Origin of the sequence: Enterococcus sp. AZ163 (assembly GCF_050498925.1) — a bacterium.
Lineage (GTDB): Bacteria > Bacillota > Bacilli > Lactobacillales > Enterococcaceae > Enterococcus_A > Enterococcus_A ferrettii.
Genome location: NZ_JBIPAO010000001.1, coordinates 1,200,066 through 1,216,798 on the forward strand (window position 1 = coordinate 1,200,066; position 16,733 = coordinate 1,216,798).

General features: G+C 39.8%; 14 protein-coding genes and 1 pseudogene. 13 read left to right on the forward strand and 2 right to left on the reverse strand.

Features of this window, described 5'->3' with window-relative positions; genetic code table 11:
- Positions 1-37 precede the first annotated feature (37 nt).
- The 8 genes and pseudogenes from IGI46_RS05860 (at position 38) to IGI46_RS05895 (ending at position 7,763) form a co-directional block, all read left to right on the forward strand.
- Complete coding sequence (locus tag IGI46_RS05860) at positions 38-874, forward strand: energy-coupling factor ABC transporter ATP-binding protein (RefSeq protein ID WP_429962432.1); 837 nt, start codon at positions 38-40, stop codon at positions 872-874.
- Positions 850-1,719, forward strand: coding sequence for an energy-coupling factor ABC transporter ATP-binding protein (locus IGI46_RS05865; protein WP_429962433.1), 870 nt, complete (start codon positions 850-852; stop codon positions 1,717-1,719). Before IGI46_RS05860 ends, IGI46_RS05865 begins: the two co-directional genes overlap by 25 nt.
- Entirely contained in the window at positions 1,709-2,506 is a 798-nt protein-coding gene (locus IGI46_RS05870; protein WP_429962434.1) for an energy-coupling factor transporter transmembrane component T family protein, read from the forward strand. Before IGI46_RS05865 ends, IGI46_RS05870 begins: the two co-directional genes overlap by 11 nt.
- A gap of 50 nt (positions 2,507-2,556) precedes the next feature.
- Positions 2,557-3,312 (forward strand): tRNA pseudouridine(38-40) synthase TruA, encoded by a 756-nt coding sequence (truA, locus tag IGI46_RS05875; protein WP_207702474.1) that lies wholly within the window; start codon positions 2,557-2,559, stop codon positions 3,310-3,312.
- A 228-nt stretch (positions 3,313-3,540) separates the two neighbouring features.
- A pseudogene (locus tag IGI46_RS05880) lies at positions 3,541-4,532 on the forward strand (hypothetical protein).
- Positions 4,533-4,731: 199 nt separating this feature from the next.
- Entirely contained in the window at positions 4,732-6,069 is a 1,338-nt protein-coding gene (gene rsxC, locus IGI46_RS05885) for an electron transport complex subunit RsxC (RefSeq protein ID WP_429962435.1), read from the forward strand.
- Between the two features lie 2 nt (positions 6,070-6,071).
- On the forward strand, positions 6,072-7,136 hold the full coding sequence (locus IGI46_RS05890) for an RnfABCDGE type electron transport complex subunit D (protein ID WP_429962436.1): 1,065 nt from the start codon (positions 6,072-6,074) through the stop codon (positions 7,134-7,136).
- A 45-nt stretch (positions 7,137-7,181) separates the two neighbouring features.
- Positions 7,182-7,763, forward strand: a complete 582-nt coding sequence (locus tag IGI46_RS05895; protein WP_429962437.1) for a hypothetical protein — start codon at positions 7,182-7,184, stop codon at positions 7,761-7,763.
- A 52-nt stretch (positions 7,764-7,815) separates the two neighbouring features.
- On the opposite strand, the gene IGI46_RS05900 is transcribed toward IGI46_RS05895, so the two are convergent.
- Together IGI46_RS05900 and rpmB are read right to left on the reverse strand one after the other, a co-directional pair.
- Complete coding sequence (locus IGI46_RS05900; RefSeq protein WP_429962438.1) at positions 7,816-10,443, reverse strand: YfhO family protein; 2,628 nt, start codon at positions 10,441-10,443, stop codon at positions 7,816-7,818.
- Positions 10,444-10,657: 214 nt separating this feature from the next.
- Positions 10,658-10,846: a 50S ribosomal protein L28 gene (rpmB, locus tag IGI46_RS05905; protein ID WP_010756473.1), complete on the reverse strand. Its 189-nt coding sequence runs from the start codon at positions 10,844-10,846 to the stop codon at positions 10,658-10,660.
- A gap of 279 nt (positions 10,847-11,125) precedes the next feature.
- Between rpmB and IGI46_RS05910 the strand changes: the two genes are divergently transcribed.
- From IGI46_RS05910 to acpP, 5 genes are all read left to right on the forward strand, one after another.
- Positions 11,126-11,488, forward strand: a complete 363-nt coding sequence (locus tag IGI46_RS05910) for an Asp23/Gls24 family envelope stress response protein (RefSeq protein WP_207702480.1) — start codon at positions 11,126-11,128, stop codon at positions 11,486-11,488.
- Positions 11,489-11,515: 27 nt separating this feature from the next.
- Positions 11,516-13,198 (forward strand): DAK2 domain-containing protein, encoded by a 1,683-nt coding sequence (locus IGI46_RS05915; RefSeq protein WP_429962439.1) that lies wholly within the window; start codon positions 11,516-11,518, stop codon positions 13,196-13,198.
- 70 nt (positions 13,199-13,268) lie between these two features.
- Entirely contained in the window at positions 13,269-15,302 is a 2,034-nt protein-coding gene (gene recG, locus IGI46_RS05920) for an ATP-dependent DNA helicase RecG (RefSeq protein WP_429962440.1), read from the forward strand.
- A gap of 40 nt (positions 15,303-15,342) precedes the next feature.
- Entirely contained in the window at positions 15,343-16,338 is a 996-nt protein-coding gene (gene plsX, locus IGI46_RS05925) for a phosphate acyltransferase PlsX (RefSeq protein WP_207702483.1), read from the forward strand.
- Positions 16,339-16,460: 122 nt separating this feature from the next.
- Positions 16,461-16,703: an acyl carrier protein gene (acpP, locus tag IGI46_RS05930; RefSeq protein ID WP_207702484.1), complete on the forward strand. Its 243-nt coding sequence runs from the start codon at positions 16,461-16,463 to the stop codon at positions 16,701-16,703.
- Positions 16,704-16,733: the final 30 nt, after the last annotated feature.

Genomic DNA, 16,733 nt, shown 5'->3' on the forward strand with positions numbered 1-16,733 from the left:
TCCGAGAACGAAATACAAGTAAATGAAGGGTGCTGTCATGGATCCAATTATTGAAATTAACCAGATTGAATTTAGTTATCAAGAAGATACACCACCAGCGTTAACAGATATCTCTTTTTCTATAAATAAAGGTGAATGGATTGCCATTGTCGGTCATAATGGTTCTGGTAAATCAACATTGGCTAAAACGATTAATGGCTTGCAGATGCCGCAAAAAGGTAGTGTAACCGTTGGAGGTATGACACTTTCAGAGGAAACCGTTTGGGATATACGTCGGATGGTTGGAATGGTTTTTCAAAATCCTGATAACCAATTTGTTGGAGCAACGGTTGAAGATGATGTGGCTTTTGGTTTAGAGAACCAAGGGATCGAGCGTAGTGAAATGCAGAATCGAGTATCTAATGCCTTGGAACAAGTAAAAATGTCCTCTTTTGCCACTAGAGAACCAGCTCGCTTATCTGGTGGGCAAAAACAACGGGTTGCGATTGCGGGTGTGGTGGCTCTACGTCCAGATATTATCATTTTGGATGAGGCTACTAGCATGCTGGATCCTGAGGGTCGTGAGGACGTAATTTCAACTATTCAGCAGATTAAAGAAGAAAATGATTTGACCGTTATTTCGATCACTCATGACATTGATGAAGCCGCGAGTGCTAACCGTATTTTAGTTATGCGGGAAGGCAGGTTGTACCAAGAGGGGACACCAGAAGAGATTTTTTCTGCAGGACCTGAGTTGGTTGCTTTGGGACTTGATTTGCCTTTCCCAGAAAAGCTGAAGATGGCATTAAAAGCTCGAGGTGTTAATGTCCCAACAACATATCTAGATGAAGAAGGGATGATGAACTGGTTATGGACATCCGTTTTGAAAAAGTAAGTTATGTTTATCAACCGAATACTCCCTTTGAACAACGAGCACTTTTTGATATTGATTTAGCAGTCGAGGAGGGCTCTTACACCGCGTTAGTTGGTCATACTGGAAGTGGTAAATCAACGCTTTTGCAGCATCTGAATGCTTTGTTGAAGCCTACAGCAGGTCAGGTGAAGATTGGAGATCGTCTGATCAAACCAGATACTGATAATAAGAATTTGAAACCCGTGCGCAAGAAGGTTGGAATTGTTTTTCAGTTTCCTGAAGCACAGCTATTTGAAGAAACAGTTGCTAAAGATATTGCTTTTGGTCCTCAAAATTTTGGTATTAGTGAAGAAGAAGCGTTAAGGCTAGCTGCAGAAATGATTAATCTGGTCGGACTAGACGAGAGTTATTTAGAACGATCACCTTTTGAATTATCTGGTGGTCAGATGCGTCGAGTTGCGATTGCTGGAGTATTAGCAATGCAGCCAGAAGTTTTAGTGTTAGATGAGCCAACAGCGGGGTTAGATCCTGCGGGACGCAAAGAGATGATGGATATCTTTTGGCGGTTGCATAAGGAACGAAACATGACAATCGTTCTGGTGACTCATTTAATGGATGATGTGGCTAATTTTGCTAATTTTATGTATGTTTTAGAAAAAGGTCAAGTAGTGAAAAGTGGAACACCACAAATAGTTTTTCAAAATGTTGAATGGTTAAAGGAAAAACAGCTAGGTGTACCTGCTGCAAGTACCTTCGCTGAGAAGATGCAGGAGAAAGGTGCGAAATTTGCACAGCTTCCTTTAACTGAATCTGAGTTGGCTGATTGGATTATTCACGAGGCAGGAGGTACTGTCCATGATGAATAAGCTGATATTCGGCCGCTTCATTCCTGGAGATTCAATTATTCACCGTCTGGATCCACGAGCGAAACTGGTTGCTAGCTTTTATTTTATTGGAATTATCTTTTTAGCGAATAATTGGCAAAGCTATTTGTTTCTAGCGATTTTTACCTTGGGGGCGGTTATGCTGTCCAAGGTTGACTTGCGTTTTTTCATTCGTGGGGTTCGACCATTGATTTGGTTAATTATGTTTACTGTTATACTGCAGATGCTTTTTACACGTGGAGGAACGTTGTATTGGTCTTGGGGGATTTTTAGTCTTTCAGAATATGGAATTCAAAATGGTTTGTTTATTTTTTGCCGTTTCATTCTGATAATCTTTATGTCAACCTTACTAACATTGACAACACCACCATTATCGATGTCAGATGCGATAGAATCGCTTTTAGGGCCTTTTCGAGTGGTGCACGTTCCAGTTCATGAGATTGCATTAATGCTTTCTATTGCGCTTAGATTCGTTCCTACACTGATGGACGAAACTGAGAAGATTATGAATGCTCAGCGTGCGCGAGGAGTGGATTTTGGTGAAGGCAATTTGATTCAAAAAGTGAAAGCAGTTGTTCCTCTGCTAATTCCATTGTTTGTCAGCAGCTTCAATCGTGCGGAAGATTTGGCTACAGCGATGGAGGCCCGAGGCTATCGAGGCGGTGAAGGCCGAAGCAAGTACCGTGTCCTGAAGTGGTCTGGTTGCGATACAGCGGTTATTGTTGTTTTCGCAGTAATTACTGTAGGATTAATCTTTTTACGAAGCTAAGCTTGGAGCGATCCAAGCTTTTTTAAATGATAATTATTAGGAGAATAAGAATGGTTAGATATAAGGCAGTTATTGCTTACGATGGGACCAACTTTCATGGATTTCAGCGGCAGCCGAATGGACGAACGGTTCAAGAAGAAATTGAAAATACGCTCCAGAAAATGAATAATGGACAGCCAATCATGATTTTTGGATCGGGCCGTACTGATGCAGGAGTCCATGCAATAGGTCAGGTGATTCACTTTGACTTTCCCCAGGAACGACCTGAGGAGCGTATGCGTTTTGGTTTGGATACTCAGACACCGGATGATATTGCCGTTCGTTCAATTGAAATTGTATCTGAGGAGTTTCATGCTCGTTATGATGTACAAGAAAAAACGTATCAATTCAAAGTTCAAATTCAGAAACCTCGTAGCCCTTTTCTACGTTTCTACGCTGCTTATTATCCGTATCCTTTAGACTTGGATAAAATTCAGCAAGCTTTACCAGATTTGCTGGGAACTCATGATTTTACTTCCTTTTGTGCAACAGGTAGTTCGATTGAAGATAAGGTGCGGACGATTTATCAGGCAGATATGGAGGTAAACGCTGATCGTAGTGAGATTACTTTCATTTTTCGGGGGAATGGTTTTTTATACAAAATGATTCGTATTCTTGTTGGAACGCTGCTAAAAATCGGTAATGGTCGTTTAGCGGCTGACAGCCTCCCTGAAATAATTGCTCAAAAAGATCGAAATGCTGCGGGACCTACTGCTCATCCAGAGGGACTGTATTTAGCAGAAGTGAAATATAAAAAAACAAAATAGTAGGATTATTCGTAATTTAGGATCAATAGTATTGATAGTCTATTGATCTTTTTTTTGCGCATTTTTTGTATATTTTTGTCAATAAATATGCTTAAAGTCGTATTATTTGATAAAAAAATCCAAATATTGTTAAACTGATTATATATTGAAATAACATGAGCAGGAATTGTTATGAACAGAGGGCTTAGAAGATATTGACAGTCTGATGCAAGAGAAGCTGGTTTCAATATTTCGTAGGGATCGATTTTTGCAGGAGTAGTAACATTCTTTGCACTTCTATTTACTTTTTCTTTATCGGTTCTGCAATTGGATTCGGTGTGGTTGAGCCAACTTCCAGCAATCCCTTAAAGGGTGTTGGAACGAGTGTGATTATTTGGACAGTAGTGACTATGGTTTTATCTTTCTTTGGCGGCGGTTTTGTTGCCGGAATTGCAGCAAGAAGAGTAGGTATCTTGCATGGCTTTTTAACTTGGGCTTACTAGTGTGTTTGCGTTGATTGCAATTTTATCATATGTGACAATTGGCGCCTTTTCAGCAGTGGGTTCTTTATTTGGAAATGTGACATCAGCAATTGGTGAGGGAGTAGAAACTGTTGCCTCTGGTACTGGTGAAGCTATTTCTAAAGGCTTTGAGGAAGTCTCTGATAATATTAGCTCGGTTGATACCCAAAATCTTCAAAATGAAGTATCTCAAGTATTACAAGATACAGATATTCCAGAGCTTTAGCCAAATTATTTAAGAGATCAATTATCTGAAGCAACCGATGAAATTACGGAAGCTAGTAAACAGATTGTTACGGATCCAAATGATTCCGAACAAGTTATTAATAATCTGTCAAATAGGTTAGAGGATCGTTCAAAAATAATCGGCGACTCAGTAAATGAACAAGCTATTGCTAATGCTGTAGAATCTAATACTGATTTAAACCAGCAGCAAGCACAAGAAGCTACCCGGAATATTGTTGATGGATTGCGCACAGCATCTAGTCAAGCACAATCTCAAATTAGAAATGCCCGAGATTCATTAGACCAAGCGCAAAGTGAATTGGATGACGCAATTAGAGAAGCTCGTCAAACTGCTGAGGAAGCAGCACAAGCAACCTCGCAAGCATCTATCTGAGCTTTTGCTGCACAATGATAGCGGGATTAGTTTTAACTTTTGCAGCGGGATATTTAGGCGCTAATCTAGTAAAAGATCCAGTTGTTGAAGACAAGATGTAAAAAAGCTTTAATAAAAATGATGAAAAGGAAAAAGCATGCACGTAATCCAAAAAGGTTAAAAAATACTCTTGGAGTTCTATAGACTGAGGGGAGCAGGTAAAGGATACGGCGCTTTAGATCCTATGGGGAAAAGGCGTAGAACAATAATCTAACGCCTTTTTTTCTTGGCTTAAAGAGAAAAGGTCAAGGAAGGAACACAATGAGAAGAACAGCACCAGGGAAGTTTAGCGGGGGATTTAGTTTTGCTCCATCAACGGAAAAGTTTAAAGAAAAGTGGAAGGTTAAACAAAGCGAAGTTGTCACTTTCGTCCCTGAACGGGTATATATTCCAACTCAACAGCATATTGGTGCGCCACCAGAATTGGTAGTTGACGTAGGCGACCGTGTGAAGGCAGGAGATTTGATTGCAAGGGCAGGAGATTTTGTCAGTGCGAATACCCATGCAACCATAGCTGGAACAGTTATAGATCTTTTGGACTGGCCAGATAATTCAGGCAATAAAGTTCCAACCATTGTGATAAAGAAAGAAGAAAATGAAGTAACTGAGGGAAGTAAGCAAGCAGAGTCTTTTGAGGCATTGGCTAAGGAGACATTAATCGACCGGGTGTCTGCTGCTGGCGTGGTAGGGATGGGGGGAGCAACTTTTCCTACCCATGTTAAGTTGACCGTTGATGATGCGGAGGTAGAAACCATTGTGTTGAATGGAGCAGAATGCGAACCTTTCTTAGAGGCAGATAATCTATTAATGCAGGTGGAAAGCAGAAAAGTATTAACTGGTGCCCGAATTGCTAGAAAAATCTTAGGTGCTAAAAAAATAATTATCGCTGTCGAAGATGACAAGCCAGAAGCAATTCAAAAAATGCGAGAAGTTACAGAGTCGTTTACAGATGTTTCTATTGAGGCTGTTCCTACTAGTTATCCGCAAGGTGGTGAAAAGCAATTACTAGAAGGTTTGTTAGATGTTGAGGTAGATCTAGAGGGATTACCAGTAGATTCAGGTGTCTATTTAATGAATGTAGCTACATCTGCAGCAGTGGCAGATGCAGTAGAGCGGCAGGAACCATTAATTAATCGGCTTTGTACAGTGACGGGGGATGTCAAAAATAAGCAAACGGTGTCTTGTCCGATTGGAACTTTGACCGGGGATTTGATAGATTTTTGTGGGGGTTTTGAAGGGGATCCGCGAAAGATATTTGTTGGAGGACCGATGATGGGACAAGCGATTGATACTTTGGAAGTGCCAATTACTAAGTCAAGCAATGGTCTGGTGGTTATCAATACAGAGCATGCAATGTATTACGAGGAAAGTCCGTGTATTCGTTGCAATCTATGTGCTGAAGTATGTCCGATGCGGTTAGAACCACAAAACTTAGATCTTTATTATCGAGCGGGAGATTACAAACGTTGTCAGGATTTGATGGCGGATGCTTGTATTAATTGTGGTGCATGTACCTACGTTTGTCCGGCAAGACGCGATTTAGCAAAAAATATTACGGCAGCTGCAGGTAAAATCGAAGAATTGTTACAGGAGGCTTAAAAATGAAAAAAGATGCAAAACAGATGGATCATGTTTCTGGTAAAAGTGCTCAAGTTTTTGCTGAGGCACAAAAGAATTTCCCTCCGCCAGAAGCCAATCCTCATATTCGTGGAGATAATACGACTAGAAATATTATGATGTGGATGATTATTGCTTTAGTACCTTCAATGTTGGGAGCAGGTTATTATTTTGGCATTCGTGTTTGGGGGTTGTATTTAATTGCTATTGTCACTGCTCAACTTTGCAAAATTGTTTGGTTTAAATTATGTAACCGCGAATTGACTTGGGATCTGAGTGCAGTAGTTACAGCTATTTTATTAACTGTTAACATGCCACCATCAGCACCTTGGTATTTTCCGCTGATTGGTTCAGCTTTTGCTATTATTGTGGTAAAAGAATTTTTTGGTGGAATTGGTTTTAACTTTATTAATCCAGCACTAGGTGGACGTGCCTTTTTGGTGGCTCTGTTTTTTACTAAGATGTTTGAAATTAGCTGGCCGGCTCCTCCTTTTAGTCGAATTACACCGGATGTTGTTTCCAGTGCTACTCCGTTGGCTATATTAAATGAAGGAGGCAGTTTATCTGGTCAAGAACTTTTCAATACCTTCATTGGGAATATTGGTGGGCGCTTAGGTGAAACAAGTACTTTATTAATTTTGATTGGTGGAGCTATCTTGCTGTACAAGAAAATTATTCATTTGCGAATTCCATTGACTATGCTGGGGACGATTGCGGTAATCGCTTTTGTTTTTGATGGTCAAAATTTTTTCGCAGCGGATTTAACGACTGTTCTGGGTTATGTTTTTGGCGGCGGTGCCGTTTTTGGCGCTTTCTTTATGGCCACAGATTATGCCTCTACCCCATCTACTAGAGCAGGAGAATACTTCTTTGCTTTTTGTTGCGGCGTGTTAGTCATGTTATTTCGTTACTACGGAGTTACTGAAGAAGGAGTCAGCTATAGTATTTTAATCATGAATTGTTTAACGCCATTGATTGATTATCTTTTACGCAATCGTGTTTTGGGCGAAGAGGGGAATCAGTTATTAAATATTAAATGGAATCGATAGAGTGGCAGGTTAATTTTATAAAATTGAGTCCAGGGAGGGTGTAAAATGATGATAGCGAATCGGTTAGTATTTTTCGGATGTGTTTTATTTACCTGTTATTGTGCACAAAAATACAAGCAAAAAAGCGTGCCTGCTGAAAGACCTAGTTCAGTGGCTCGTGTAGCCTACGCAGGATTATTAAATTATGCGGCCTACTGCGTTGCAGGATTGTTATTTGTTTTGTTAGTTACTGAGGTTGGAATTCCAGGAACTGAAAGTGTAATGGAAGTTGTGTATGCAGGTGGGCTGGCTCTAATAGTCAGTGGAGTCACGTTATTTGCACCAAAAAGTAAAATGTTTTTGACCGTAGAGTTAAAAAAAATGATGGTTACAGTTGTTTTCTTGTTAAGCACAGCGACGTTTTCTCGAATAGATGCCGTTGATGTTGCTGATTTTATGTATCAAGTAATTATTTATGGTGCCATGTACTTTGTGTTTAGCTTGGCTTATATTGGGGCATTGGACCGAATGTCAATGGCGACAATCCCTGCTTTCTTAAAAGGGATTCCTATTGGTATGATTACGATGTTTTTGATGTATATGAGTTTTTCTTTCTTTAATGGTATTTTTTTTGGTTCTTTATTTTAAAGTGGAAATATAGAAAAGCGGTCGAAGGCAAAAATCCTTTGACCGCTTTTTATTATTCTTTTGGTAGTCCTGTATGAGCCCCTCTAGTGCGTTTGACTTTAGGCTTACGTTTCAGCCATTGCAAATAAAGAACAAATAGTAAAATTGAGATGATGAAAGAAGCAATCCCTGAAGCCAGACCTTTTGGCAGATAAGTAAAGGTTACCCTATGTTTACCTTTTTCAATCGGGATGCTGACAAAGGCATCTTCAAAAGCGGTAATTTTTACTTTTTTGCCATCTACTCTTGCTTGCCAGCCTTCGTCATAAGGAATGGTAGTAACTAATGTCTGGTCGGTATCAGCTTCTACTGTTCCAGTGGCACTGTGTTTACCAACAGTCATTTCCACTCCATTATTCTGAAGCTTGCGGCTGGCTAAATGATAAGCTACTGTATCTAAAGCCAAAACTTGTGGATTTTGGAAGCTGATGGATTTTGTACCATAAAAGCTGGCAGTAAAAGTTACGTAGGTTTCTGTCGGGTAGTACCCCAAATCATAATATTGTCCATTGATATTAATTTGGGTTTTCCGAGTTCGTCCGTTAACAGTTACGCTAGCACTTGAGCTTTCCAACTCACTAAAATCATAAGGGAATAAGCTAAAATAGGCCTGTGTATTAGCTGGCACTCGAACTTGCCAAGTAACCTGTTTTGCTACATTGCTTTCCTCTTCAGCGATAGTCATGATATTTCCAGTATTAGTCACAATAGCATTCTCTGTACCAACTTCTTGGATTGGCAGAAACTGGTAATATTGGTAGTTTTCATCGGCTAAAGCATTATATAACTGAGTTTGTGTACCTAAGTTATCATTAGGCAATGGCTTCAATTTAGTTACATCTTTAGGTGCTTTGAAAGCTAAAGGCAACTGGTACTCATTTTCATATAAATGATAGTCGTCCTTTTTGCTTACCTCGTTAAACCCATATTTAGCTAAATCATCGGTTTTAGCAATGTTGTACTTAATTCCAGTAAAGGAATCCATTAACAGCGTGTTATTAGGATAGCGAATATTCAAATTAGTTCCTCGCGAACGAAAACCAAGTTGGTCTAAGTAGCCAGATGAGTGGCGATTGCGAATAGATGAGAACATGCTGATGCCACTATACCCATAGTTAAAAGCATCATTCGAAGAAACTGGATCAAGATTTTCTAAGCGATAAAAGCTGTCATTTTCTTCTTGTGTCTGATTAACCAATGTCTTGATGCTTGGATAGGGATCTGTGTACAGACTACGGGACGCGTAATTCCAATCATTGAGGATACCATGAACCATGGAATCTGCATTAACAAAGGCTTCTGTTCCCATCAGTAACAAGAATAAAACTGCTAGAATCTTCACAGGTATTTTATTAAGATAATATCCAGTAACTAAAAGTGCATACACAGCCAGAAAAGCTAACGATAGATAGAAGGAATGATTGGCAATGTAACTATAATCATTTCCCTTCATGCCCCAAAAAATCGAAAAGATAGCGATTATCATTAACAAAATAGCAACTAGCTGTATACTGTTTTCCCGTGTAAGCTTTTCCCAGCCCCAAGCACCTAAGGTAATAATCAAAAAGGACAGTAGGTAAGCATAACGGAATAAGAACATATTTGGTGCATGCATCCCGTGCCAAAACAGATTCATAGGAACGATATAAAAGCTGGCAATCAAAAGTGCGCCAATTGAACCGTAAAGAATTTTTTGTTTCCAATGGATCCGTTTCGAAACAAAGTAGAACAAGCAAAGTGCTAGCGGAAACAGACCAATATAAATAAATGGAATTGACCCATATTTAGTTGTATCATAAACGCCGACCATATTCTTAGCGACGAAATCCCACCAACCAGTTGCTTCAGTTTTAAATTGGGTTATTTTCGTTAGTTCTTCCCCATTCGTTCTTAGATCCACCACAGCTGGTAAAATCATAATCATAGAGGCAAAACCGGCCAACAACGAAGTGATTCCATAAGGCAAAAGACTTTTCTTATATCGTTTCCAATCGGTGAACAGACGAGCCGCAAAATATAGTACGGAAAAAATACCGATCATAAAGCCTATATAAAAGCTGGTCAAAAACAACATTAAATAGGAAAGAAAAAGAACAGTTGGCTTTCGTTTATCCATTACCCGATTAATTCCTAAAATCACCAATGGCAGATAAACAAAGGCGTCCAGCCACATAATAATTTCTGAATGAGCAGTAGTAAAAGACATCAAAGCATAGCTGACACTTAGTGCAACTTTTGACCAATCGGGTAGACGAAAGCTCTCTTTAGCATAAAACCAAAAGGCCAGACCGGCTGAACCAATTTTCAGCAAGGTGATTACATATAAGGCATCTGGCATATACTGATTGGGAAAGAAAATCACCAGTGGCGTAAATATACCGCCTAGATAATAAGAAACTAATGAAAGGTAATTTAAACCCATTGAGGCGTTCCAAGTGTAAAGCAAACCCTGTTTGCCCAAGAGCATATTTCTAAAGCTAGCATGAAAATTTGAAAATTGCGAAAAGGCATCACTAGCCAATACACTGCGGCTGGAGCCAGGATAAATTCCGACAGTTAAATAAGCAATAATCATTAATAGTAAAGGAATACCAAAGCTGGCTAATAGGTACCAGCGATTTTCACGAAGATATTTTTTCAACAAAATCACCAAATTTCTAACATAGGTAGTACTCAAAGTTTACCATACATGAAAACAGATGCAGAAGAAGATCACCCGAAAGAAGTGTTAAAAATTTATGAAGAAAAAAGCAAGCCGCAAGAAGCTTCTATATAAAGACAGCTTTTTGCGGCTTGCTTAACAAAATAAAAAACCGTTCAGTCGAACGGTTTGGTTGTGTTCGATTAATTTGAAATTAAACGCGCTCAACTTTTCCAGATTTCAAAGCACGAGTTGACACCCAAACTTTTTTAGGTTTGCCGTCGATCATTACGCGAACTTTTTGTAAATTAGGTTTTACAGTACGTTTTGTAGCATTCATAGCGTGTGAACGGTTGTTGCCGCTGCTTGTTTTACGACCAGTGAAATAGCAAACTTTTGCCATGTTTTGTTTCCTCCTTTTGCCTTGATATTGGAGCGCTTCGTAGGCTCATACTAAAATAATTTAGCACAAAAGAAATAAAATAGCAAGCATATTTTCTAAGAAAGATTGACAAGACGGCTTTTTGCAGGTAAATTAGACAATGTTAGCTCAAACAGGTAAAAGTTGCAAGTACAGATGAAGGGCTTTTAGTCGAACTTCCTTTTATTTGCATGGGGGCTATGATAGAATATTATAGTAGAAAAAGTGGGCGATTAGGCCTATTTAAGGAGGCTAACAACAATGGCTGTGAAGATTAATACCCAAACAGGCATGATTGAGATTTCAAACGAAGTCATCGCAACAGTAGTAGGCGGTGCAGTAACCGACGTTTTTGGAATTGTCGGTATGGCAAGCAAAAAACAAATCAAAGACAATATTACTGAAATTTTACGTAAAGAAAACTATTCCCGCGGAGTTGTCGTGCGTCAAGAAGAAAATGGTATCGCGGTTGATGTGTATACAATCGTCAGCTATGGAACAAAAATTTCTGAAGTGTCTCGCAACGTACAAGAAAAAGTAAAATACAATCTTGAAACGTTACTAGGTGTCAAAGCCAACTCAGTGAATGTATTTGTCCAAGGTGTACGTGTACTGCCAGACTAGGCAGTGTTCTTAAGGAGGATTATCTAAGTGAAGGTAACAGAAATCAGCGCGAGCCAATTCCAAGAAATGGTAGAGGCTGGCGCTAAGCGTCTGCAAGCTAATGCAGAGTATGTCAACTCATTAAATGTCTTTCCAGTTCCCGATGGCGATACTGGAACCAATATGAATTTATCTATGACTAGCGGAGCGACTGCGGTAGTTAATTCCCCTTCGGAAAAGGTTGGCGAATTAGCTAACGTATTAGCCAAGGGATTATTAATGGGAGCTCGCGGCAATTCAGGGGTTATTTTGTCGCAATTATTCCGTGGTTTTTCTAAAGAAATTCCTGATGTCGTAACTTTAAATGCCCAAGACTTGGCAAAAGCACTGGTTCACGGTGTGGAAACAGCATATAAAGCTGTTATGAAGCCGGTTGAAGGAACCATTTTAACCGTAGCTCGTGAAGCAGCAAAAGCCGGCGATCGTAAGGCGAAACAAACCGATGACGTAATTGAAGTATTAGAGGCTGTTGTGAAGTACGGCAAGCGCGCATTGGATAAAACACCAGAGATGCTGCCGGTTCTTAAGGAAGTTGGCGTAGTAGACAGCGGCGGTCAAGGTCTGCTGTTTATCTATGAAGGATTTTTAAGTGCTTTAAACGGCGAATATTTCTCTGATGAGAGTTATGAACCAAGTCCTGCTGAGATGGATGAAATGGTGAATGCTGAACATCATCGCAGTGTTCAAGGACATATGGCAACTGAGGATATTAAATTCGGTTACTGTACCGAAATTATGGTTCAATTAGGCCAAGGCCCAACGGTAGACAGCGAATTTGATTATGATACTTTCCGTAATTATCTAGACGGAATTGGAGATTCTTTATTGGTCGTAAACGATGATGAAATTGTCAAAGTTCACGTACATACAGAACATCCCGGCGAAGTAATGAATTATGGTCAAAAATTTGGTTCTTTAGTAAAAATCAAAGTTGACAATATGCGTGTACAGCATGAGAATATTCTGGAACACGACGAACAGGTAGCAGAGTTCGAAGGAACAACGCCTGAACGCAAACCTTATGCAGTGATTGCTATTTCTGCTGGCGAAGGTGTTAAAAATCTATTTGAGAGTTTAGGTGTGTCTTACGTGATCAGTGGTGGACAAACAATGAACCCAAGTACTGAGGACATTTTAAAAGCTGTTAAAGAAGTCAATGCAGATCAAGTAATTGTTCTACCAAATAATAAAAATATTTTTATGGCCGCGGACCAAGCAGCAGAAGTTGCTGATATTCCTGTAGCCGTAGTACCAAGCAAGACCATTTCTCAAGGAATGACCGCAATGCTGGCCTTCAATGAAGAACAAAGCTTAGAAGATAATAAAAAAGCAATGACCGATATTCTTGATTCCGTAATCAGCGGACAAATCACTAATGCGATTCGTGATACATCTATTGATGGTGTAGAAATCCATGAAGGTGATTACCTGGGGATGATTGATGGTAAAATTGTTCTGTCAGAGCCTGATTTGTACCAAACGACCTTGGACACCTTAAAACAGATGATTACTGCTGACATTGAGATCATTACGATCATCTATGGTGAAGAAGGAACCAAAGTACAAGCACAACAATTAGCAGAAGCGATCGAAGCTATGGATGACGATTTAGAAGTTGAAATTCATGAAGGAAATCAACCGGTCTATCCTTATTTGCTTTCAGCTGAATAAACAAAAGAGGCCGGGATTTCCCGGTCTCTTTTTCTCTTACAACCAATTGCTTTATGAAAGGAGGAATTGCATGACTTTGCAGGAAAGTGTCAGTGTTTTACCTGGAGTGGGGCCGAAGCGGGCACAAAATCTGGCGGAGCTGGGAATTCTTACGATTGAAGACCTACTGAGCTATTATCCTTTTCGTTATGAAGATATCCAAGAAAAGAATTTATTAGAGATTAATGATCAAGAAAAAGTTACGCTAAAGGGAGTTGTAGTTTCTGCCCCAGTGCTGAACCGTTTTGGGTACAAAAAGAGCCGGCTTCAATTTCGAATGATGCAGGATCATGCCGTTTTTACGGTTTCCTTTTTCAATCAGCCTTATTTAAAAGATAAAGCTGAAGTTGGTGAAGAAATAGCCGTATACGGCAAATGGGATGCTAGACGTAAATCATTGACAGGAATGAAAATTCTCGGGGGTAAACAAACGGAAGACTTTGCACCTATTTATCATGTATCAAAATCGGTACGGCAAAGTACATTGATTGAACTAATTAAGGTAGCCTTCGAAAAATATGGAGCCGAAGTTCCGGAAAACCTGCCGGTCTATTTATTAGAAAAATATCGTTTAATTTCCCGCAAAAAAGCAATGTATGCGATGCATTTTCCCAGAAATCCAGAAGAAAGTCATCAAGCCAAACGCCGAGTAGTTTTTGAAGAATTTTTCTTATTCCAAATGCGGATGCAGGGATTGAAAAATAGTGAACGCAGTGAAAAAAATGGGATTGCAATTCGTTATGATGTGCAGCGTTTGAAACAATTCACCCAAAGTTTGCCCTTTGAATTAACTGATGCTCAAAAAAGGGTTACTAACGAGATTTGTTATGATCTGCGCAGTAAAAATCACATGCAGCGTTTACTACAAGGCGATGTAGGGAGTGGGAAAACAGTTGTCGCAGCAATTGCATTGTATGCGGCGATGACTGCCGGATTTCAAGGAGCTTTGATGGTGCCGACAGAAATATTGGCTCAGCAGCATTTGGAAAGTTTAACTCAGTTATTTGATCCATTGGAAGTGAGCATTGCTCTACTGACGGGTTCCACTAAAACTCGTGAGCGTAAGGTGATCTTAGAAGCTCTTGCTAATGGAGAAATTGATGTAATTGTAGGAACTCATGCGTTAATCCAGGACAATGTTCAATTCGCTCATCTAGGTTTGGTCATTACTGATGAACAGCATCGATTTGGAGTCAATCAGCGAAAGGTATTACGGGAAAAAGGGCTTCATCCTGATGTTCTATTTATGACAGCAACACCAATTCCGCGGACGTTAGCTATCACAGCTTATGGTGAAATGGATGTTTCCATCATTGATCAGATGCCGGCCGGGCGGATTCCGGTGAAGACGAGCTGGATAAAACCCAAACAGTTGGATCCTACATTGGATTGGGCACGGCAGGAGCTGCAGCAGGGGCACCAGATTTATGTTATTTGTCCATTGATTGAAGAATCGGAAGCTTTAGATGTGCAAAATGCGACAGAAATTTATGAACAGCTTAAAGATTTCTATGCCCCTGATTATCAGGTCAGCTTGCTGCATGGAAAAATGAAAAATGTTGAAAAAGAAGCCATTATGGAAGAATTTAAAGATAATCAAAGTCAAATTCTAGTTTCTACAACCGTAATTGAGGTTGGAGTAAATGTACCAAATGCGACGGTAATGTTTATTATGGATGCTGAACGCTTTGGCTTAGCTCAATTGCATCAGTTACGCGGTCGAGTAGGACGAGGGTCAGAAGCTTCTTATTGTATTCTAGTAGCTAGTCCGAAAAATGAACTAGGAAAAGAACGAATGAAAATTATGACAGAAACTAATAATGGGTTCGTCTTGAGTGAAAAAGATCTAGAATTACGCGGCCCCGGGGAAGTGTTTGGGTTCCGACAGTCAGGTCTGCCTCAATTTGTTATTGCGGATTTGGTGAATGATGCCAATGTACTGGAGGTAGCAAGACAAGAAGCCGCTGCTATCTGGAACGTAGAGAAATGGCAGCAGCAGCCAGAATATTCACCGTTGGATCAAGTAATTCAACCCACTAGCGCGCATGAAACTTATTTTGATTAGTGTGCTATACTAAAATAAAAATTAAAGGAGTGACGCTCAAATGAAAATCGCAGTTGATGCGATGGGTGGCGACTTTGCTCCACAAGCCATTGTGGAAGGTGTTATGCTGGCAAAGAAAAATCATCCAGAGATTGAGTTTCAATTATATGGAAAAGAAGACGAAATCCGTCAATACGTAACGGATGAAACGAATATTACTATTATTCATACCGATGAAAAAATCAATAGTGACGATGAACCAGTAAAGGCTATTCGCCGCAAGAAAACAGCTTCAATGGTATTAGCAGCACAAGCGGTTAAAGACGGCAAAGCTGATGCAATTTTTTCAGCTGGGAATACAGGAGCACTATTAGCAGCAGGATTGTTTGTAGTCGGACGAATCAAAAATATTGAACGACCAGGTTTGATGTCCACTATGCCAGTTTTAGCTAGTGATCAAGGCTTTGATATGCTGGACCTTGGTGCCAACGCTGAAAATAAACCAGAACATTTGCATCAGTATGCCATCTTAGGGTCTTTTTATGCAAAGCATGTTCGCGGTATTCAAAACCCACGAGTTGGACTTTTGAATAATGGAACGGAAGAAACTAAGGGCAGCGAGCTGACTAAGCAGGCTTACCAGTTGCTTGAGGCGGAAGAAAGTATCAACTTTATCGGCAATATTGAAGCACGTGAATTATTAACTGGTGCAGCTGATGTAGTCGTAACGGATGGTTTCACTGGGAATGCTGTTTTGAAAACTATTGAAGGTACAGCGATGGGGTTAATGCAATTAATTAAAGGAAGCATCAATGAGGCTGGAACCAAAGGCAAACTGGGCGCACTGCTGCTAAAAGATACATTGTACGGTCTGAAGGACAAATTAGATTATTCCTCCCATGGTGGAGCCGTTCTATTTGGTCTAAAAGCGCCAGTCATTAAAACGCATGGATCGACAGGTCCTGAAGCGGTTTCTCATACGATTACACAGATTCATACGATGCTAAAAACCGACGTTGTTGGTCAATTGGTCCAGTTCTTTGAACAAGAGCAATAAGTGGTCTGTCAGGGGAATTTGCCGAAAAAGGTAGACAAACCCTTGAAACAAAAGTAAAATGTACATTGACCTTCTGGTATTTGAATAGGAAATAAATGTTAATCGTATGGAGGTGAATGTTGTTGACGCGTGAGGAAGTATTCGGCAAAGTAGCTGAGATTATCTCAAATCATTTTGAATTAGACAAAGACAAAGTAACATCTGAGTTAAGCATCAAGGATGATTTAAATGCAGATTCAATCAGTATTATGGAATTTGTTCTGGAATTAGAGGATGAATTTGGTACAGAAATTTCTGATGAAGATGCAGAAAGAATCGAAACCGTTGGTGCTGCAGTTGACTACATTATGGAAAATCAAGGATAAGAGTAAAGACGCAGAATCGCAGGATTTTGC